Source organism: Amphritea sp. 1_MG-2023 (genome assembly GCF_030547545.1).
Lineage (GTDB): Bacteria > Pseudomonadota > Gammaproteobacteria > Pseudomonadales > Balneatricaceae > Amphritea.
In genome coordinates this window covers 115,902-135,847 of the sequence record NZ_JAUOQE010000003.1, presented here as the reverse complement: position 1 = coordinate 135,847, position 19,946 = coordinate 115,902, and the positions used below count along the sequence as shown (strand labels likewise).

Here is a 19,946-nt window from a genome sequence, read left to right as displayed (position 1 = left end):
GCTAAGCATCGAAAACAAACTTAATCACCGACATCAATCCAGTTATCGGTTAACCTCTTAGCCTTCTCGCGCTGCATAATGATCTCGCCATAGCGTACCGACAACAATACCTCACCTTGTTGACGAATCACCGCATAATCATCTTCACCATCGAGCAAAATAAAATGTCCGGGCTTGCCTAACTCAATACCATAACGATGCTCAACATTGAGAGTTTTAGCGCTATTATCACTGATAAAATCTAACGCCGAACTAAAATCGGCATAGCCCATCATTTGACAGATATGTAAGCCGAAATCGAGACTTCGTAACAGCTTACCATTACCTAATGAATACCAAGGGTCGAAGATAGAATCCTGACCAAAGCACACATTAATATCGGCGGCATTTAATTCTTTCACGCGCGTCAATCCGCGCCGCTTCGGATAGCTATCGAATCGGCCTTGTAGGTGAATACTCTCGGTCGGACATGAGACAAAGTTGATACCTGATTTTTTCAGTAAGCGAAACAGTTTCGAGCAGTAAGCGTTATCGTAAGAGCCCATTGCCGTGGTATGACTCGCGGTGACACGGTTTCCCAACTGCTTAAACAGCGCTTCTGCTGCCAACACTTCGAGAAAGCGGGAGTTTGGATCATCAATCTCATCACAATGCACATCCACCAGCCGATCATACTCAAGCGCCAGTTCAATCACCTTTTTCATCGACGCTTCACCCAGCTCTCGGGTGTATTCAAAATGCGGAATACCACCGATCACATCGGCACCCACCTGCAGGGCTTCCTCCATCAGTGCCAGTCCGCCGGGAAAGGAGAGTAACCCCTCCTGAGGAAAGGCGACCACCTGAATCTCTATTTTATCGGCGAGCTCATCGCGCAGCGCACACAGAGTGCGCAATCCTACTAAGCTCGGATCACTCACATCCGCATGAGTACGAATATACTGCACTCCGTTTTGCACCAGTAACTCGATCGTTTGCAGCGCCCGCCGACGGATATCCGCTTCATTCAGTAGAGGTTTACGCTCTCCCCAACGCTCGATGCCCTCAAACAGCGTGCCACTCTGATTCCAGTGAGGCTCCCCCGCCGTGAGAGCCGCGTCTAAATGAATATGGGGTTCGACAAAAGGCGCACAGGCCAGTTGACCTGCCGCGTCTATCTGCTCAGCATTCGCTGCCACATCAGCAGACTGCTCAGTAATTGAGGTAAAATGGCCTTGCTCAATCACCAACGTGTGCAGCGCCGATTTTTTTCGTAGACGGGCATTAACTATTTCCATCGTGATTCTCGCTTTGACTTTCTATATTGTGATGTTGAAACAAAATCTGCTCTATCAATAAAGCGCTTTGTAAATTAAGACGGGCAAAGGGATCGTTTAGAGGACAATCAATCAATTGCTCTATCCGCTTCAATCGATGACTGAGTGTATTCCTATGAATACTCAAACAATCCGCCGCCTGCTGTTGATTGCCGAAATAATTCAAAAAGTGCGTCAGGGTTTCCTTGAGCATAAGCGAGCGCTGATCTCGAGCAAAGCACAGCGCCCCTAGCTGCTGCTGACAGAACTGTGACAATAAACTCCGTTGTGGAATCGCATCAAACAATCGAGCAATCCCCAACTGATCATAACAAAACATTTTTTGTTCTTGCTGTAATGCAAACTGCACCGCATGTCGTGCCTGCTCTGACGCCTTAGCGATACTACTTAAACCTGGTTGCAGATCGCTAATACCGGCATACACCTCAAGTTCTGCGGGGAGATACTCAAGCGCCTGCATAATTTCCCCCGACAGTGCCGGCGAATGTTGCGCATCCGTCGGCCAGATCGCTAAAAGATCCTGCTCATATTCCAACACCGGCCAGTCGATGCCTCGACGCTTTAGGAGTTCAGTGAGCTTATCTTCGAGTAGACTACGCTGATGTATCAACTTCCACTGTTCGGCAGGATCATCACGCAGACGTTGATTAAAACCTTTCAGTCTGACGGCCAGCACCGCATAGGGCCGCGTATCACTTAGACCCAAGTCGGCCGCACGCAGATGAATCAACTCGGGTGTATCAGCATAGCCATTGATCAGTCGAGTCAGAAACAACCGCGTCGACTGACCGATCAAATTATCTTGTACAATCGCATTACAAATGACCTCGGTCACCTGAACCATTGGCAAGCTATAAGGTTGTTCAAACAGCGCAAAACCCAACGCATTGGCGAGCGCTTTGACACTGCTAGGGATGCTTTGAATAAACTCAGACCCCGTCAGAATAACGATCCCCGCTGCGCCATACTCCACCGCCTCTCGAATCAAACGCTGCAGATTGTCTTCAGAACGACGTTTATTAATCCCCGTGACGAAAATCAGTTCACCGCCGCGTAACCAAGACCCCAGCGTTTCATCTTCGGCGACATAGGGCCAACGCACAGCATGTTGACTACCGCGTAAGCCCGCCACCATATTGATAGCTTCAAGGCCGGGTAACCGTGAAACATCAGCACAAATTATCGACATTAACTTTCCACTGGATCAAGAGAGGTATTCGTGAATGGTTGTTTTACCAATATCACATAGCTAATCGCTGCCACTAACACCCCAACAATGGGCGGCATCGGCGAACTGTATGCGGCGAGAGAACCGATCGCATAAGCCCCTAAGCCTAACCAGTTAAACGCGGGCAGTGTCTGCTCGGCAAGTTTAGGGTAGCGTCCTTTATGATTCACCCAGAAATCCGCCATAATCACACCACCAATAGGAGGGATAAAGGTGCCCAATAAAATCAGGAAAGGGATCAATAAGTTATACATTCCCCCGACCGCTAAAACGGTGCCGATAGCCGCGCCAATCACCGTGACGAGACGACGCTTATCGGTACGCAGCAAGTTACAACCCGCCACCGCAAAGTTATAGATGGTATTATCTTGAGTCGTCCAGATGTTCAGCAGTAACATTAGTACCGCTAGCACCACAAAACCCTGTGCTATCATCACATCAACGATATCAGCCTGCTGATAGATCAGCGCGCCCATCGCACCGGTTATCACCATTAAGCCGTTACCCAGAAAAAATGCTGCTAGGGTCGCCATGACGGCCACCTTCGGCGTTTTAGCAAAACGACTCCAGTTAGTTGCCTGAGTACCGCCACTCACAAAGGTACCGATAATCATCGTCATCGCGGCAGCCCAGCTAAGACTCTCCGTGGGCGTCTGTGCCATGAGACCATTAACGCCGCCGATATCCACCCAACCCGTGTAGAGGCTAATCATAATAAACAACATCATCGCGGGTACCGCAAAACGCGACAGCCAATCAAGGCCTCGATAACCCACCATGGCGGTAAGACAAAAGGCCATACCAAAGGCGATCATCAGTGGAATTTCGAGTGATGCTGGTAATCCCGTTGTTTTTACCAACACCGTTGCCACCGTCGCGGTGCCCCAGGCATACCAACCAATCTGAGTAAAGCCTAGGATAAAATCAGACAGCTTACTGCCCACTTCACCAAAGCAAAAACGCCCCATCAAGACCGAGTTCAAACCACTTTTACAAGCGATATAAGCCAACGCAGCAGCATAGATACCCAGTATCAAGTTACCCGCAACAATCACCAGTATCAGTTCATCAAAGGTGAACGCCTTACCTAGCGACCCTCCGGCCCACATAGTGGCGGTAAAAAAAGTAAATCCAAGTAATAAAATAGATGTTGAAAGCAGCCCTTTACGCTCACTTTTAGGCACTTCGCTTAATGGATAATCTGAAGTTTCCATTGCATGCTCCGCTCTTATTCAGGTTGATATGTATCGTTCAACCTTAACCAAGGCAAAGTTTATACCATCGATAGCGTCACTCAGCGATACGGATTCAGGTGTTATATATCTACTTTTTTTATGGTTTATTATCAGTGCAGTCTGCACAAAAAAACAACTACCTAGAAAAAGCACAGTGGTTACACATGCCTCTATTTGTAGCAAAAGGTTATTTTTTGCGCTTTTAAGTAGCGAATAACAGGATTATCGATAATTCAGCGATAACATTCGATATGCATTTTCTACAACGTTTAATACACAGCTACTGCAGCCTGATGGCTGCAGATTACTTCAACAGATGACGATCAACTGCTTCACTTTCACGAATCCAGTCATTGACCTTTCTCTTCAGATAACACCGCCGCCGATGCAGAAAACACACGGCCGACAGAAATATTTTACAAACCCGCTTTTGCATCGGTTTCATCCGGCTAACCCCGTTAAGTTCGAGAAATAAACGCCGTCGGCTTGCTGACATATCCAGCCTCCATTGAGAGAATAATAGCGGTATATTCAGTCACCCGGCATCGATCACTGAATATACCCTGCCACAATGTCTGTTTGTTTAGGCCGTTTTACGATTTCGCTCGGCATACAACGCATCAAAATTCACCGGCGCCAGCATCAATGGCGGGAAGCCGCCCTTCACCATGATCTGATCAAGGGTTTCGCGTAAATAAGGGAACATCACTGAAGGACAAGCAACCCCGAGCGCTTCCGCTTGTTGTGAACTCGGAAAGCCGCTGATCATGAAAACAGCCGCTTGATCAACTTCAACGACAAACGCGAGTTGATCTTGATTTTGAGCGGTGAGAGAAACAGATAGCACGACTTCGTATAACCCGTCGTCGACTTGCTCATAGGTGGTATTCAGATCCATTGATACCGTTGGCTTCCATTCATCGCGAAATACTCGAGTGGTATTGGGCGATTCAAAAGATGAGTTTTTGACATAGATTTTTTGTAATGCAAAGAAAGGGGCTTCAGGGCCCTGTGATTCATTGTTATTGTTTGACATAAGCGGCTCCAGGACTAAAAAAACTAACCATGAGGACTCGACTCAACACCGAGGACATCACTGTCAAGCAGCGATCAGAGATGATGTCGAATCGAGTCTTATTCATTACGCGTTAACCGGCACGGGAAGATCCAACCAATCAAATAATGCCGGAATATCCGGCTGGAAATCATGGATAACCGGGTACCAAGGGGTAGGCGCTTCAATATCATGCATCACCCCACAAGACGGGCAATAATATTCACGATACACCTGCCAGCTCGTATCAGGTGCCATGAGTGTTGGATAGACCTGACTCATTTTTTCTTCGTCATCCCGCACATACACCAGGGCATTCAACTTCCAGTTAGTACGGTAATCGCCAAAGTCATGGCCGCAGGAACATTTGGTCACTAACGACTTGTCGGCGCTCGTTTCGGCCAAGAAAAGATGTGGACCAAATGCCATAATGATTTTGTCATCCCAGGACACTTGATCCTGCAGTACTGACATATAGTTAGCATAACGTTCTTTGTCCTTCGGCATGGACAACATCATGTGTAAGGTATCCCAATCAAGGCTACCTTTAACCAGATCCGCCACCTGTTTTTTTGTAAAATTTGACATAATCAGTCTCTCTTTATTGTTTTTAGATTTGAGTTATTAGATTTCAATGTGAAAAGCCATCATGAGGGGCACTAAGCCCCCCAGCAGCGCCCCCCAGCAGTACTTACTGCTCGGTCATAATGACCGGATGGACATCAGGCAACTCACTTAGATCCATATGATGCTTAGCGCCAAACATAGGTGTCCCCAGCGACTCTTCGAGTAGTTCCCAGCTATCCGGTAGATCCCAGAATGCTTTAAACTCGTTAAGGAAGCTTGCAGATAGATAGAAGCTTGAGGCAAACATCTGCTGCACCTGCACCGAAGCCTCTTTATCCAAAATGCGCTGACGCTCGGTCTCCATCCACTGTCGCGTTGGGGTGCCACGCGCAATACGCTCTTTACGGATAGCCGCACGCCGTGCCTGCGTTTTTTGCGCATCAATACACCAGGTGTTGTCTTTATCTTGAGAGATCACCACGCCGTATATCTTTTCGGCAAACTCGGGTAACACAAAGTTTTGATTTAGATCGTTTTCAACCCCAGCAATATCACGCTCCAATGGATCGCCAAAACCAGGCCCACCACGCAGATAGTTAAGATACAGATCACCGTTCTCAAAGATCGCTTCGGTGGTAATACACTGTTTATCCCGTTTCACCAACGCATCGTCACTTAGGTGTTTTTCAAGCTCGCATTCACTCGGATCGCGATCTTTACCCAGCGGTAATGATTTACCCTCTTGGATACGCTCTAACAGGCCAGTATTATGTGCTTCAAAGCGATAGCCAGTGGCTGCAGGGTATCCTCCCATCATGCCCCAATCACTGTTCATATAACCGTTACCCATAAAGAACATGGTCCAATCGGCCGACCCCCACACCATACGCAGGGTTTCGAATCCGAGCCCTCCGCGATATTTACCATAGCCACCGGTATTCGTTTTAATCGTCCGGCCCATATACAGCAGAGGTTCCGCCAACTCCCAGATCTCTATATCCCCCATATCACCTTCAGGGTTCCAGATAGCCGCGGCATGATTTAAACCATCTTTGACCGCACAGGCACCCGTGCCGCAGGCGGCGGTTTCAAAGCTGTTCACCGCATGGATTTCGCCCTCTTGGTTAATACCGCCCCCTTGTAACCAGTTACAGGGGTTAGAGTTACCGGCATTGACCTCTTCCAGATAACCTCGACCAAAATAGGTACGACTAACACCGCGCCATAACGAACTCCATGACGATACGAGGAAGTGCCAAGCATCGGCATGCGCTGTACGTCGATCATCGGGATTGGTCCAAGTCCCCTTCGGTAAACGAAACTCAGTGGCATAACGTGCACCATCGTTAATACGTTCGGTGGGCACCAACGATTGCGTCATCATCACCCAAATACCACTGGTGAACGCAACTGGGTTGGCATTATACGTATGCCAGCCCCAACGACTGCAGCCCTCAAAATCCAACCGCCAAGAGGCATCTGGCTTAATGGTAATCTCACAAGGCGCATGCATGATGGTATCGACTTTGGCGAAGGGCGATGGTACCGCCACATCCTCATGAGCATAAGGAACATCCACGAAAGCCACGGTTTTGATCTTACCGGGAATGGTCATCGCTTTAATCCGGCTAACGAGCCCTCGGCGACCATCTTCAATGACCTCAGTGGCAAATTTTTCATAAGCCTCCAAGCCTTCTTCACGCACCGTCTCTTCGACCAGATCGCGAATCATATGACAACCGGCAATCCGAGTTTTCTCATCCAGTATCCAGTATTTAGGGGTTCGCACATTACGCTGACTTTCATGTAGCCAATCACGTAACGGCGTATCATTGACCCCCGTTTTACGGCAGGTAATCTGCACCCCGTCGCCAAACCGTTGCACCTGACCGTTCGACATTGAACCCGGGCCTACCGCCCCCACATCGATCACATGTGTCACACCACCGACCCAACCAATCAATGTTCCCTCATGAAAAACAGGCACAATGGTGGCGATATCACAGGGATGCACATTACCAATCTGACAATCGTTATTGGTAAACATATCGCCGGGATTAATACCCGGGTTGGCTTCCCAATTATTCTGAATCATGTACTTAATCGCCGCCCCCATGGTACCAACATGAATAATGATACCTGTCGATGTGGCAATACAGTCTCCGGCGGCATTATAGAGGGTGAAGCACAACTCACCCTCTTGCTCGACAATCGGTGATGCGGCAATTTTTTTGGCTACCTCACGGGAGTTAACCAACCCTGCACGTAGCTTAGAAAAAATCCGTTCATAACCAATAGGATCGTTTTCTTTAAACTCCAACTGTTCTAAGCCGTTATAAAAACCGGTTTCTTCGGTGCGCTTAAGAATCAAATTACGATGATCATTTAACGTCAAACCACTTTTTAACAGACTCGCCGGTCTAGTGTTATCGCCATTGAATTTCTCTTGAATAGTCATCTGCTTTCCTCAATTTTTTGTATTTATTATCGGATTAGTCGCATTCAATCAGGTGGAACAGTCGGTTCTCATCTAAGAAGGTTTCAAAGCCCGGTGGTACTACGTAGGTAGTGGCATCCGACTCAATCACGGCAGGCCCTTTAATCTCATTACCTGGCTGCAATAGCTCCATTTTGAAAATATCAGCCTCGACCCATGATTTTTCATAATAAAAAGGTCGCGTACCTTGACGTGCCTCGGCTGAGGGGTTGGGGCCAACCTTGGCTTCTTCGGGAATATTAGGTTTTTTCGTTTCGACAGTGCCACGCATAATGGCACCGGTGATGCCATAGCCTAGCTCAGGAGAACGCGCCGCATCGGCATAAACCCGCGCGTAGGTTTCGTTAAATGATTCAACCAAATGATCCCAATCTTCAACACCGGTAACCGAGCCCAGCGGTGAATCAATTTCCAAATCATTTAGCTGTCCCAAATACTGCATGGAATAGCCCGGTGTCAGTGTCACTTCTTCATCTTTGAAGCCATTGATACGAAACTCTTCTAGTACTTTGTTCCGCAGTTCATCCCAAGCGTTCTGCAAGGTTGTCGTTGCCGCGCAAATATCATCTCGACTCGATTCTTCCGTAATACCGATATCAACGCTCTTATCGTAGCGATACTCAAAGTCGGCGGTCGCACAACCAAAAGCCGAGAAGCCTGCTGCCCAAGCCGGAACAATGGTCTCCTTAAAGCCCAAGCCTTTGGTATAACCGTAGGCGTGTACGGGGCCACCACCACCGTAAGAGAAACAGACGAAATCCGTCGGGCTATAACCCTTACCAGTAATCATCGCTCGTAAATGCTGACGCAGTGACAGATCGAGTAGCTCAATCACACCGGCGGCAGCATCTTCGATCGATAGACCTAAAGGATCGGCAATCTGACGTTTAATTTCGCGACGCGCACGATCAACATCCAGCTCAAGAATACCGCCCAAGAAATTATCGGGATTTAGATAACCGAGAATAATATGACAATCGGTCACTGATACCGTATCCACACCGCCTTCTGGCCAACAGGTGCCCACCCGATAACCAGCACTATCGGGACCTAGCTTGATCGCATTCGCGTGCGGATCAATACGCACAAAACTACCGGCGCCCGCACCAATGGTATCCATCGCCACTAAAGGCAGAGACAACACTAAACGCGCCATATCACCATCTTTATGAATGGCGAAGTTGTTTTTAGTAATCAACGCCATATCAAAGCTGGTTCCGCCAATATCGGAACAAGCAATATTTTCATAGCCCAGCTTTTCACCCAGATATTTAGCCCCAATAACACCACCGATCGGCCCAGAGACCAGCGAACGAGCAAGCTCTTTGGCTTTCCAGCTGATGGTGCCACCATGACTCGCCATCACTCGCAAATCAAACTGCCCACCGACATCTTTCATGCTGTCACTGATAGTGCCCAATGTCGCTCTTGAGGGTTCTGCCGCATAGGCTTCGAGAATGGTGGTATTGGTGCGATGACTCTCTTTACGCACGGGGTAGTAATCGACGGAGGCAAATACAGGAATATCGACGCCCATCTCACGCGCCACTTCTTTACAAGCATCGCGAACGGCTTTTTCGTGATCCTCATAGAGATAGGAACTGAGCAAGCTAATAACAATCGCCTGACACCCCTGCTCTATTAATTCGCGAGCCGCTTCACGGGCTTCATGTAACCGTACGGCAATCACCACATTACCTTTGGAATCGACTCGCTCGGTTACGCCACGGGTATCTTTGATGTCCACCAGCGGGTCATCATAACGATGAGTATTCAAATGAATACGATCTTCAAAGGCATAGCCCAGATAACTCTGAATCGCGCGGCCCATGCGATGAAAATCTTCAAATCCTTTACTCACAATTAACCCGGTACGCAGCCCTTTTCGACCGACCACGCGGTTGAGCATCGCCGTACCGGAAAAAACGCAGGTCACCATTTCTGGAAAAACATCTTCAACCTTGCGATCCCAATGCGCCAAGGCATCGGTACTCGATTCGAGTACCGCCTGTGATTCATTAACATTACTTTGTGCTTTACCGACTACAAACTCGCCATCGGCGCGGACAAAAAAGGTATCGGTCATGGTGCCGCCGGCATCAATCCCAAGCACTTCTACTGGATTCATTAATTGATTCAAAATCGTATCCTCGTATTATTTTTATTGTCTCTACTTACCCGGTGGAATTTGCCTAGGTAAGGATCTCAATCAGCCGAAACTGATTGCCTGAGTTAACAGCATCGGCTGTGCCAATTAATAAAATTACATAAAAATCAGACGCTTATTATTTATTTAGGGAGATTAGCTCGGCAATTAGCGCAATAACCGTTCGATAATCGGTCGGTCACCGTCCGGTAATCAGGCGCTTTTAAAAAGTCGATTTGAGCGATGAGATAAGTCAGGGGATCGAGACAGACACGGCTAGAAAGTTAAACACCGTCATATTAAAAACGGCTAAAAAATAGACGATTGAAAATCGACGATAGTAGGTTCAGTATTAGACTACGTATCCATAAATATAAAAAAAACGGTATGAATACAGTCAATATAAAAAATACTCTGCGAGGCACAGCTGCCGTCGAGCAGCCTCTGAAAATAGCCAAGGCCCGAGAAACATTACTAAACAAAGGTGCGCTCAACGATAATGCCGTGCGCCCCGTCATCCAAGCCTCATGGCAACGCTGTCTTAAAGAAGACGTTAATCCATTGGTGGCCAGCAACAGACTTGAGGTTGAAGGCAGCCAATTGAGTTCTCTCAGCGATCAGCATGAAGCACTCATATCAGCGGCTAAACCGATCATTAACGATGCCAAAGATCTATTAACAGATTCTGGAACCATTATGCATCTGGTCGCACCAAGCGGCATCATCTTATGTTCCCAAGGTGATGAACATACCCGTGCGCTTGCCAATGATTACCGACTGATGCCGGGGGCTAATTGGAATGAACGTGTTGCTGGTACGAATGCCATTGGTACCGCCCTGAATACCGGCCTTGCCATTCAGGTGCATGCCTATGAGCACTTTTGTGAAAATATCAATGATTGGACCTGCTCTGCAGCCGTTATTCGCGATCCCTTCGAACACAGCATTTTAGGAGCCGTGAATATCTCTGGCCTCAAAGATACACTGCATGACTATTGCCTAGCACTCGCCGTATCCGGTGCTCATCAAATAGAGGGGCAACTGGCTCAGCATCGTCTCGCTAAACGAGACCTGTTACTGAGCCTAACTCTCGAACGCTTCAACACACCGAGTAACGACGGCCTGCTATTGTTAGACAATCGAGGCCATGTGATTCGCAACAATCATCAGGCCGATCGCGTATTAGCCGCGCGCGGTTTAAACATCGATTTAACGCCCTTCAATCCCATTCAGCGACTTAATCAAAAAGGCACTTTCTCAGCGCAAGCGACCTCGATTATCAACCAACTTCAGCCGCAGTGGCTGCAACCTATTCACTATCAAGATAAGCAGATTGGCATTCTCGCAGTGGTGCCTTTCCCCACTCGACAGCCATCAGCAATACATCATGCCGCTAATCAATCGGAGCCAATTCATGAACCTGGCTTTTCAAGGCTTGTCGGTCGTAATGCTTTGTTTCTAAAATTAATTCAACAAGCTTCCCGTTTAGCCAAGGCGCCAATTCCGGTATTACTTCAAGGCGAAACCGGCGTTGGTAAAGAACTGTTTGCGCATGCCATGCATGAGGTAAGCCCCGCCAATAACAAAGCGTTTATCGCGCTCAATTGCGGCAGTTTATCCAAGGATCTGTTAGCCAGTGAGCTATTTGGTTACATCGAAGGAGCCTTCACCGGTGCCCGTCGTGGCGGCATGATCGGTAAAATTGAAGCGGCTAACGGCGGTACCCTGTTTCTCGATGAAATAGGCGAGATGCCTTTGGATCTTCAACCACTATTTCTACGAGTACTGCAAGAATCTGAAATCTGTCGCGTCGGCGAAACACAGCCACGTAAGGTCAATTTCCGTCTGATTGCCGCCACTAACCGAGATTTAGCCGAAGAAGTCGCGCAAGGCCGTTTTCGTATGGATCTCTACTATCGCATATCCTCCATGACCCTCACCATTCCTCCTCTACGCGAACGGCATGAAGATATCGTTCAACTCGCGGAACATATGCTCGAAGAGTTAACGCAGCGCTATGGCGGTATAAAAAAGCAGCTTAGCCACGCATTAAAATTACAACTTGAACATCATTCCTGGCCCGGAAATATCCGCGAGCTCAGTAATCTCATTACCGCCGCCTATTTCCTAACCGATGCAGCAGAACTCACACCTGAAGACCTGCCAACACCGTTGCAAAACAGCAGCGCGGTTATTAGCCATGGGCATCAAACGATCGAGACAGACACCCCGTTACAGCACGCGGAAAGAGAGGTTATCTGCCGTACCCTGCAACAACAAGGCGGTAATCTAACTCGCACCGCTAAAGCATTAAATATTGCCAAGAGTACGCTGTATATCAAACTGCAAAAATATGGCATTGACCGCACAACATAATCAACCCTAAAAAGCATCATCGCAGGCTCGCTGCTGTTGTAAAAAAACAGCCCGAGTCTACGGTATTTTTCTAGGATTCTGGTTATAAGTCGCTTATATCCGTACTTAAATGCTGTCGCTTAGTGTCAGCTATCGGTCTCGAGGATAGCTGACGCTCTCAGGTAAACGTCCATATTTAATCCATAATCTATTCATGGTTTTGCTGCATTTAACACCCATAATACTATCTAAAGAAACATTTATTCCGTACTTGGTGCTCGCCGCCTGACGGTTCATATAAGTGCTTAGGGAAGGTGCGAATAAGTCAATGACGCCTCTGGCTTACAGAGAAGCTGGAGATCAAGGCAACCGTTACAGGCATACTGGTTGTACGTCGAAAAATGTTAACGCTGAGATCCTGCTTCTCTGAAAGCCCCGAAGGGCGGACATAACGGACTTATTCGCACCTTGCTTAGATAAACCTTCATCGTCAATTGGATGACCATTATGACCACGCTAGCAACCCTTTTCGGGCGATCCGGTAAGCGCTTCGGCTTTAAACTTAGTCAAAAAATTTGGCTAACGTTGGGTTATTTAAGCTTGCTATCGCTCCCCTTTCTCGCCACCTTCGCACTCGATATGGCCCATCAAGATAGCTACGCGACCACCCTGATGACCATCAATATGTTAGCGATGATGGCCTTTTATATACAATTTCCCTTAGCCAGCCGCTTAAAACAGATCCCTTTATTCGCCAATATTGATTGGAGTATCTCGCGACATAAAAAAGTAGGTCAATGGTTGGGAATCATTTTCCTGTTTCATCCGATACTCATTCTAGCGCCCCGTTTCATGGTGTCATTCAATGATGGTATGCATAGTCTGATCTCCGTTATCACCGCCCCACAAATGCTCACAGGGCTCATCGCTTGGGTCGCTATGATTATCTGGATACTGACGGCAATCTTTAAAGACGCGCTGCCCCTGCGTTATGAAACATGGCGTTTTAGCCATATGCTGGGGTTTGTCGTTATTACCATCCTCGCCACACTGCATGTAACCAGCGTCGGCAGTCATGGTCAGTTTCAAGCAAGCTTCAATCTCATTTGGTGGTCACTCTGTTCAGCATCCATCGCCATGGTGCTATACAACTACTCTATTAAACCATTTATACAACGGTCACAGCCTTTCAAACTGCTGGATGTCTCACAGATCAGTCGCACCGATTGGCAGGTAACCATCGAGAAAAAAAGTGATTCAGCGTTTAATTTTACCGCCGGTCAGTTTGTTTGGTTAAACACCAGTCAACACAGCGGTGGCGTCAAAGAGCACCCTTTCTCAATCGCTTCGTGTCAGCGCGATCTGCCAAAGATTTCCTTTATTATTCGTAATTTGGGGGATTACACATCAAAACTGAATCAACTCACAGTCGGACAGGATGTGTATCTCGATGGTCCTTACGGCAGTATGAATTTAGCCGAATCCGCTAACGCAAAAGCGATCGTTTTAATTGCCGGTGGTGCTGGTATCGGCCCAATGCTAAGCCTGTTGCGCGGTTTAGCCGAAGCTCACGATCCTCGTCCAATCCGCTTGATATACGGCAATAACCATATGGATCAGATGGTGCTGCAAGATGAGATTAAACGCTTAGAAAAGACAATGCCTAACTTCAAGCAACAATTGGCCTGTCTTACAGCCCCAATTTGCACCGATATTTATCAGGGCGTTATTGATACATGCTGCATTGAAGCCGTTATCAAGAGTGAGAGCCCGGACGACTGGACTGTCTACTTATGTGGCCCAAAACCGATGATTACCAGCGTTAATAAAAGCCTAAAATCATTAAAGATATCCCGTGCCAATATCCATTTCGAACACCTCTCATTTTAACCGCAGGTTGAGGAGAACACGATCATGCCCATTAGTGAAATTGCGGGTTGCATAGGCTGTAAAACCTGTGTGCAAACCTGCCCTACCGACGTTATACAGTTTGATCATGATCAGGGACGCGCTTATATCGCCTACCCAGAAGACTGCCAAATCTGTCATTTATGCCGTCTTTACTGCCCGGTAGATGCCATTAGCATTACCCCGGAAAAATCGATCCCTGTCGTCGTTTCTTGGAGGTAACCCCATGTCAAAGACTACACCTATCTCTCGCCGGATGTTTCTCGGTATTGCCGGTAGTGCCATCGGTGCAACCGCCATGGCCGGACATATGCCGCCCATGCCACCCATGGAAGCACCGAGCCGAAATCAGCCTTCTATCGATGCCGACAGCTTTAAAGAAAAAGCCCTAGAAACCGATGTTTTAGTGATTGGCAGTGGTATTGCTGGGCTCTTTGCCGCGGTAAAAGCCCATGATGCCGGCGCCAACGTATTAATGGTTTCAAAAGGCCGTCTAGGCAGCTCAGGGCTAACGCCCTTCGGTAAAGGCATTTTTAGCTATGATAAGAAAAATGCCAAAATGAGCCCCGATGAGTTTTTAGCCAAAGTCGCCGACTCTTCCATCGGCACCAATAACCCGGTCTTTACTCGTCAACTGTTAGATCACTCGGCCGACCGAGTGGCCGAATTAAAAGAGTGGGGCTTCTTCGACTCGCCGCTATGCTTCGAAAGCTTTTCCAAGCCCATGCGAGAACGTCAGATCCCGACCATGGAACGCATCATGATGACCCACCTTCACAAAGAACAGGGGCGAGTCGTCGGCGCATCAGGGTTTAGTTTAGATCATAATACGGTGTTCAACTTTTCCGCTAAAACAGTCATACTCTGTACCGGTTCTGGCGGCTTTAAAGCCAATGGTTTTCCACTCTGTGACCTCACTCATGATGGCACCATTATGGCCTATAACATTGGTGCTAAAATCACCGGTAAAGAGTGGAATGACGGCCATCCCGCCTCGGCTAAAAATTCCGGCTCCAGTTATGATAACTGGCACGGTCAGATAGAAGAGTTACCGAGCACCACCTCAGCACAGATTAATCACCATCTCGGGGTGGATATGAACTATGCCGCCTATATCAATGGTGGCCCGGTGAGTATGGGGCCCGGCGCAAATAAAGCAGCAGATAACGATGCCTCTGCAGGGCCTTATGTGCCAGAAGCCTTTCGTCAGGCGGGTCCGCCGCCACAACAGCCCGAAGCCACCGGTTTACGAGCGCTCTTTTCTCAAGATAAGCCTCAAGGCCCCCCGGGTATGGGCAATGAATCGGTAGGCGGTTCAACGGCGGGAATGGCAATACATAAATCCGAAGGCTTAGTGCCGATCGATGCAACCGGCTTGAGTAGCATTCCCGGCTTATGGGCATCAGGCGATGCATTGGGCTCCTATATGTCTGGCGGTATTTATACTCAGATCGGTAGTTCCATGGCAGGCTCAGCAGTACAAGGCGCCATCGCCGGCGAAGCTGCCGCTAAAGCCAGTCAAAGCGTCACGCGTATTGCCATACCCAGTGAAAAAATAGTGCAAACCAAAGCAGAGATCCTTTACCCACTTAAACGCGAGACTGGCTATAGCCCCGCTTGGGTCACTCAGGTATTACAAAGCGTCATGATTCCTAACTTTGTCTTATACATTAAAAAAGAGCGCATGATGCAAGCGGCGTTGGCCTATATTGAGGAATTAAAAGAGCATCACGGGCCGATGCTGATGGCATCTGATCGACATCATCTTCGCCTTGCTCATGAAACCATGAATATGATCCATACGGCAGAGATGAAACTGCGAGCATCGATGATGCGCACAGAAAGCCGTTGCAGCCATTACCGTCTGGATTACCCCGAGATTGATAATGAAAACTGGCAAGCGTGGATCAATATTTATAAAGATGAAAAAGGCGACATGCAGTTAGAAAAACAACACTTTAATCAGTGGCCTAAGTTTGCTTAAGGCAGCCTCGGCCCTAACGGTATCATTCAGCGCAGATTATCAAACAGATCTTCGATCAACTGATCAAGTTGTTGGCTATCTGTGCTAGTGCTCGCATAAACACGTAGCCCCATCAACTGCACTTGTAGCGAACGCGCCAAACGTTCGGGCGATTTAGTCGCATTGATCTCGCCCTGCTCCTGAGCCTGTCGCAGTATCGATGCCATCATGGCTTCGATACCCTGGAGTAACTGCTGTGCCTCAACGAGTAACTCGGTATTTTCTTGCGTCAACTCGGAGATGGTTTTCACCAACATGCACATACCACTCGGGGCCGAAGTACTGCAGTCTGTCACCGCCCCTCGAACAAATAACTTCAATCCATCAAGCGGTGATGCTGATGCTGCGAGACAGGCTTTCAAGCGTTGCTGACTCTTCTGAGCGTAATGTTGTAATGTCTCTTTGAACAGGCCATCTTTGCTACCAAAGCAAGCATAGATACTGCCCGGCCGCATATCGACAACCTCCTGCAGATTGCGCATCGAGGTGGCGTGATAACCCTTGGCCCAAAACAGATCCGTCGCCCTATCGATAACATCCTGACGATCATATTTTAAGTTTGACACCTTGGTTTCGGCCTTTGCATGGAGTTGAGATTGGTAAATTATAACCTGAGCACTCGTTCAAAACAATCTGATCGACCGTTCATGGCCAGCGTGCCGTACAGGCAAATGCGACCAATTGATCCACTTCATCCTGATTATTCCCCGCCGCCCATGTAAAGCCGATCGTTCTTTGTTCTGCTGCGTTGAGTAACGGCCGCTTAACGATACCCGGTGATGTGTAATGTTCTGGCATAAACGCCACTCCCACGCCTTCTTCCACCAGCCGTAACGCGCGATCATCTTGATTGGTAACATACGCAACCGTCAGACGCACATCGCTATCTTTGAGCAGCGCTTGAAAAACACGTCGGTATTCACAGTGAGAGCGAGCAATAAAAGGCTCATGCTGTAAATCCGTTAGACTGACAGAAGGTAATTGACTCAAATGATGATCCGCGGCCATCGCCAAGTGATACGATTCTGAAAATAACGCCTGCGATTGATTAAATGCGCCGCCATTATCCGTCGCTGCTGATAACACTGTCAGTGCCATATCAATTCGTCCCGCTTGCGCCAATTGTTCCATCTCCGCTTCACTGGCATCAAAGACGTTCAAACGTAAGTGGGGGTGTTGCCGACGGTATTGCTCAATCAACCGAGCAACATGAGTAATCGATAGGGTATTAATAACGCCAAGGCGTAGCACCCGCTGCATATCATGATGCTTCAGTTCATCTTTCGCGCGAGCGCACTCATGCATAATATTTTTGGCTCTTTTGAGCAGCATACGCCCTGCGGGGGTCAACACCACATTACGCTTATTGCGCGTAAACAGCTTTACCCCCATCTCAGCTTCCAATTTTGAAATCGATGCCGAGAGTGCCGGCTGTGACACAAAAGCACGTTTAGCGCCCCGAGTGAAGTTTTCGAGTTCCGCCGCGGCTAAAAAGCAGCGCAGCTGTTGCAGCTCCATATAATAACTCCTGATTATAATAACCATAGATATAATCGATTTTATTTATCATACGAGAACAACTAGGCTTTTACTATCCCATCATCACTCATTAGAGGCTAACGATGACCACCAACAGACCTATCGCACTGATTGTGGCTAGCGGCGATCATTAAGGAATACAGCATGAAAAAAACAATCGATTTCTATTATGACATTATCAGTGTTGCCTCCTATCTGGCATGGACACAGCTAGAGGGCATCGCTCAACGTACGGGGGCACATATCAACTACAAACCTATATTATTAGGCGGTGTTTTTAATGCCTGTGACAATATTAGCCCGATCACCATTCCCGCAAAGTGGAATTGGGTTAAACAAGATATACAACGCTATGCCGATCACTATGGTGTGCCGTATCAACTCAACCCTCACTTCCCTTTCAATACGGTTAAGGTTATGCGTGGCGCGCTCTGGGCTCAGGCTAACCATCAACTCGAAGCCTACAATCAAGCGATGTTCACCGCCGCCTGGGTCGATGGTAAGGATCTCTCCGCTCAGCCTGATCTGGAAGCCGTATTAAACAGTGCAGGTTTTAATGCCGCCACCGTGATGGCTGAGATAGCTCAACCCAGCCTTAAAACCGCTCTAATGGATGCCACTCAAGCCGCCACCGCACGGGGTATCTTTGGTGCTCCCTCCATGTTTGTTGATGATGAGCTATTTTTCGGTCAAGACCGCCTGGAGTGGGTTGAAAAAGCCCTTGCCAAGTAAAACTTGATTCTCCAGAGGCCGTCCCATGCATAATAAAACCCAACGTTTAAAAGTGCTCAGCTCCGGCATATTAAGCCTGATGCTCACCATGGGTATCGCACGTTTCGCCTTGACGCCGATGCTACCGATCATGCAACAGCACGCCGGACTCGGTATCTCAGAGGGTGGCGGATTAGCCGCGATCAATTATTTTGGCTATCTCTGTGGTGCATTAATAGCGGCGATGATCAGCGATCTAGTGATAAAAGATCGCCTCTATCGTTGTGGCTTAATCATGGCATTAGTGACGACCATTGGTATGGGGCTAACGGATAACCTGTGGCTATGGGCCGTGTGTCGCTTCCTCGCGGGCTTGAGTTGCGCAGGCGGCATGTTGCTCGGATCGGGATTAATTCTCAACTGGCTGATGCGTCACGGTCATCACAGTGAACTCGGTATTCATTTCTGTGGCGTCGGCTTGGGCATCGTTCTCTGTGCTATCGCGATCGAATCGATGCAAGCCTATTTTGATTGGCGTGAACAGTGGGTTTTATTAACCCTAATTGGCGTATTTATCATGATACCCGCATGGCGCTGGTTGCCGCCGCCCGATAAAACCCAGCAGACCACTCGCGGCGAAACCTTGATCGATGCCCCACCGAGTGCGGCCTTTATGCGCCTCTTTCAGGTGGCTTACTTCTGCGCCGGTGTCGGCTATGTGATCAGCGCCACCTTTATCGTGGCACTGGTTGATCAACTACCCGGACTTGAAGGACAGGGTAGCTGGGCATTTCTCATCATCGGACTGGCGGCCACCCCCAGCGCTATCGGTTGGGACTTCATCGCTCGACGCTTTGGCCCACTCAACGCATTGATCTGTGCCAGCATATTACAGGTGATCGGCATACTGCTGCCCGTCATCGAAACCAGCTATCTATTGACGATGATCGGCGCGATCTTATATGGCGGCACCTTCGTTGGTATGGTGTGTCTGGTGCTCACCATGGCGGGACGTTATTACCCTACCCGTCCAGCCAAAATGATGGGCAAGATGACACTGTCTTTTGGCACCGCTCAGATCATCGCTCCGGCATTAGCGGGCCTATTAGCAGAGCACAGTGGTAACTATATCAGCGCGGTTTATATGGCCGCCTTCATTATGGCTTTGGGTAGCATACTGCTACTGATGCTTAAAGCACGAGAACCTAAAACACAATCCCCCCTCAGCTCCGTCAACTAAAGCCAAATATGTCCAATATGTTAGTAAGCGAAGATAGGCCTAAACACTTACCGATCTTCGTCACCCTTTATTCGGCTTTCACGACACCGTTTGCTGAAGTAAACACTATAAAAAAAGCCTATCGATT

16 protein-coding genes are annotated in these 19,946 nt (G+C 48.3%); 6 read left to right on the top strand and 10 right to left on the bottom strand.

The window, feature by feature from the left end; translation table 11 throughout:
- Positions 1 to 20: 20 nt before the first annotated feature.
- From codA to Q4488_RS03330, 8 genes are all read right to left on the bottom strand, one after another.
- Complete coding sequence (codA, locus tag Q4488_RS03365) at positions 21 to 1,277, bottom strand: cytosine deaminase (protein ID WP_303579044.1); 1,257 nt, start codon at positions 1,275 to 1,277, stop codon at positions 21 to 23.
- The gene (locus Q4488_RS03360; RefSeq protein ID WP_303579043.1) at positions 1,264 to 2,505 is read right to left on the bottom strand and encodes a PucR family transcriptional regulator; all 1,242 of its coding nucleotides are present in this window, start codon (positions 2,503 to 2,505) and stop codon (positions 1,264 to 1,266) included. Before Q4488_RS03360 ends, codA begins: the two co-directional genes overlap by 14 nt.
- Entirely contained in the window at positions 2,505 to 3,758 is a 1,254-nt protein-coding gene (gene codB / locus Q4488_RS03355; protein WP_303579042.1) for a cytosine permease, read from the bottom strand. The genes Q4488_RS03360 and codB overlap by 1 nt, the downstream gene beginning before the upstream one ends.
- 325 nt (positions 3,759 to 4,083) lie before the next feature.
- Positions 4,084 to 4,275, bottom strand: a complete 192-nt coding sequence (locus tag Q4488_RS03350) for a hypothetical protein (protein WP_303579041.1) — start codon at positions 4,273 to 4,275, stop codon at positions 4,084 to 4,086.
- Between the two features lie 87 nt (positions 4,276 to 4,362).
- Positions 4,363 to 4,815 carry a protein-export chaperone SecB gene (gene secB / locus Q4488_RS03345; RefSeq protein ID WP_303579040.1) on the bottom strand — a complete coding sequence of 151 codons (453 nt, stop codon included), beginning with the start codon at positions 4,813 to 4,815 and terminating at the stop codon, positions 4,363 to 4,365.
- A 105-nt stretch (positions 4,816 to 4,920) separates the two neighbouring features.
- Positions 4,921 to 5,421, bottom strand: a complete 501-nt coding sequence (locus Q4488_RS03340) for an acetone carboxylase subunit gamma (RefSeq protein ID WP_303579039.1) — start codon at positions 5,419 to 5,421, stop codon at positions 4,921 to 4,923.
- A gap of 103 nt (positions 5,422 to 5,524) precedes the next feature.
- The gene (locus Q4488_RS03335; RefSeq protein ID WP_303579038.1) at positions 5,525 to 7,858 is read right to left on the bottom strand and encodes a hydantoinase B/oxoprolinase family protein; all 2,334 of its coding nucleotides are present in this window, start codon (positions 7,856 to 7,858) and stop codon (positions 5,525 to 5,527) included.
- A gap of 34 nt (positions 7,859 to 7,892) precedes the next feature.
- Positions 7,893 to 10,037, bottom strand: coding sequence for a hydantoinase/oxoprolinase family protein (locus Q4488_RS03330; protein WP_303579037.1), 2,145 nt, complete (start codon positions 10,035 to 10,037; stop codon positions 7,893 to 7,895).
- 393 nt (positions 10,038 to 10,430) lie between these two features.
- Here Q4488_RS03330 and Q4488_RS03325 point away from each other — a divergent pair, with 393 nt between their 5' ends.
- From Q4488_RS03325 to Q4488_RS03310, 4 genes are all read left to right on the top strand, one after another.
- Positions 10,431 to 12,419 carry a sigma-54-dependent Fis family transcriptional regulator gene (locus Q4488_RS03325; RefSeq protein WP_303579036.1) on the top strand — a complete coding sequence of 663 codons (1,989 nt, stop codon included), beginning with the start codon at positions 10,431 to 10,433 and terminating at the stop codon, positions 12,417 to 12,419.
- A 486-nt stretch (positions 12,420 to 12,905) separates the two neighbouring features.
- The gene (locus Q4488_RS03320; protein WP_303579035.1) at positions 12,906 to 14,288 is read left to right on the top strand and encodes a ferric reductase-like transmembrane domain-containing protein; all 1,383 of its coding nucleotides are present in this window, start codon (positions 12,906 to 12,908) and stop codon (positions 14,286 to 14,288) included.
- Positions 14,289 to 14,312: 24 nt separating this feature from the next.
- Positions 14,313 to 14,528 carry a ferredoxin family protein gene (locus Q4488_RS03315; RefSeq protein ID WP_303579034.1) on the top strand — a complete coding sequence of 72 codons (216 nt, stop codon included), beginning with the start codon at positions 14,313 to 14,315 and terminating at the stop codon, positions 14,526 to 14,528.
- Between the two features lie 4 nt (positions 14,529 to 14,532).
- The gene (locus Q4488_RS03310) at positions 14,533 to 16,290 is read left to right on the top strand and encodes an FAD-binding protein (RefSeq protein WP_303579033.1); all 1,758 of its coding nucleotides are present in this window, start codon (positions 14,533 to 14,535) and stop codon (positions 16,288 to 16,290) included.
- A gap of 26 nt (positions 16,291 to 16,316) precedes the next feature.
- On the opposite strand, the gene Q4488_RS03305 is transcribed toward Q4488_RS03310, so the two are convergent.
- Positions 16,317 to 16,895, bottom strand: a complete 579-nt coding sequence (locus Q4488_RS03305) for a TetR/AcrR family transcriptional regulator (protein ID WP_303579032.1) — start codon at positions 16,893 to 16,895, stop codon at positions 16,317 to 16,319.
- 79 nt (positions 16,896 to 16,974) lie between these two features.
- Positions 16,975 to 17,847, bottom strand: coding sequence for a LysR family transcriptional regulator (locus Q4488_RS03300; RefSeq protein ID WP_303579031.1), 873 nt, complete (start codon positions 17,845 to 17,847; stop codon positions 16,975 to 16,977).
- A gap of 165 nt (positions 17,848 to 18,012) precedes the next feature.
- On the opposite strand from Q4488_RS03300, the gene Q4488_RS03295 reads away from it, so the two are divergent.
- On the top strand, positions 18,013 to 18,600 hold the full coding sequence (locus tag Q4488_RS03295; RefSeq protein ID WP_303579030.1) for a 2-hydroxychromene-2-carboxylate isomerase: 588 nt from the start codon (positions 18,013 to 18,015) through the stop codon (positions 18,598 to 18,600).
- A gap of 25 nt (positions 18,601 to 18,625) precedes the next feature.
- Positions 18,626 to 19,819 carry a YbfB/YjiJ family MFS transporter gene (locus Q4488_RS03290; RefSeq protein ID WP_303579029.1) on the top strand — a complete coding sequence of 398 codons (1,194 nt, stop codon included), beginning with the start codon at positions 18,626 to 18,628 and terminating at the stop codon, positions 19,817 to 19,819.
- Positions 19,820 to 19,946 lie beyond the last annotated feature (127 nt).

Bases quoted from the DNA above. Each gene is read 5' to 3' on its own strand.
- Q4488_RS03360 (WP_303579043.1), bottom strand. From the start codon at position 2,505: ATGTCGATAATTTGTGCTGATGTTTCACGGTTACCCGGCCTTGAAGCT.
- Q4488_RS03325 (WP_303579036.1), top strand. From the start codon at position 10,431: ATGAATACAGTCAATATAAAAAATACTCTGCGAGGCACAGCTGCCGTC.
- Q4488_RS03320 (WP_303579035.1), top strand. From the start codon at position 12,906: ATGACCACGCTAGCAACCCTTTTCGGGCGATCCGGTAAGCGCTTCGGC.
- Q4488_RS03315 (WP_303579034.1), top strand. From the start codon at position 14,313: ATGCCCATTAGTGAAATTGCGGGTTGCATAGGCTGTAAAACCTGTGTG.
- codB (WP_303579042.1), bottom strand. From the start codon at position 3,758: ATGGAAACTTCAGATTATCCATTAAGCGAAGTGCCTAAAAGTGAGCGT.
- Q4488_RS03295 (WP_303579030.1), top strand. From the start codon at position 18,013: ATGAAAAAAACAATCGATTTCTATTATGACATTATCAGTGTTGCCTCC.
- Q4488_RS03335 (WP_303579038.1), bottom strand. From the start codon at position 7,858: ATGACTATTCAAGAGAAATTCAATGGCGATAACACTAGACCGGCGAGT.
- Q4488_RS03310 (WP_303579033.1), top strand. From the start codon at position 14,533: ATGTCAAAGACTACACCTATCTCTCGCCGGATGTTTCTCGGTATTGCC.
- secB (WP_303579040.1), bottom strand. From the start codon at position 4,815: ATGTCAAACAATAACAATGAATCACAGGGCCCTGAAGCCCCTTTCTTT.
- codA (WP_303579044.1), bottom strand. From the start codon at position 1,277: ATGGAAATAGTTAATGCCCGTCTACGAAAAAAATCGGCGCTGCACACG.
- Q4488_RS03290 (WP_303579029.1), top strand. From the start codon at position 18,626: ATGCATAATAAAACCCAACGTTTAAAAGTGCTCAGCTCCGGCATATTA.
- Q4488_RS03350 (WP_303579041.1), bottom strand. From the start codon at position 4,275: ATGTCAGCAAGCCGACGGCGTTTATTTCTCGAACTTAACGGGGTTAGC.
- Q4488_RS03300 (WP_303579031.1), bottom strand. From the start codon at position 17,847: ATGGAGCTGCAACAGCTGCGCTGCTTTTTAGCCGCGGCGGAACTCGAA.
- Q4488_RS03340 (WP_303579039.1), bottom strand. From the start codon at position 5,421: ATGTCAAATTTTACAAAAAAACAGGTGGCGGATCTGGTTAAAGGTAGC.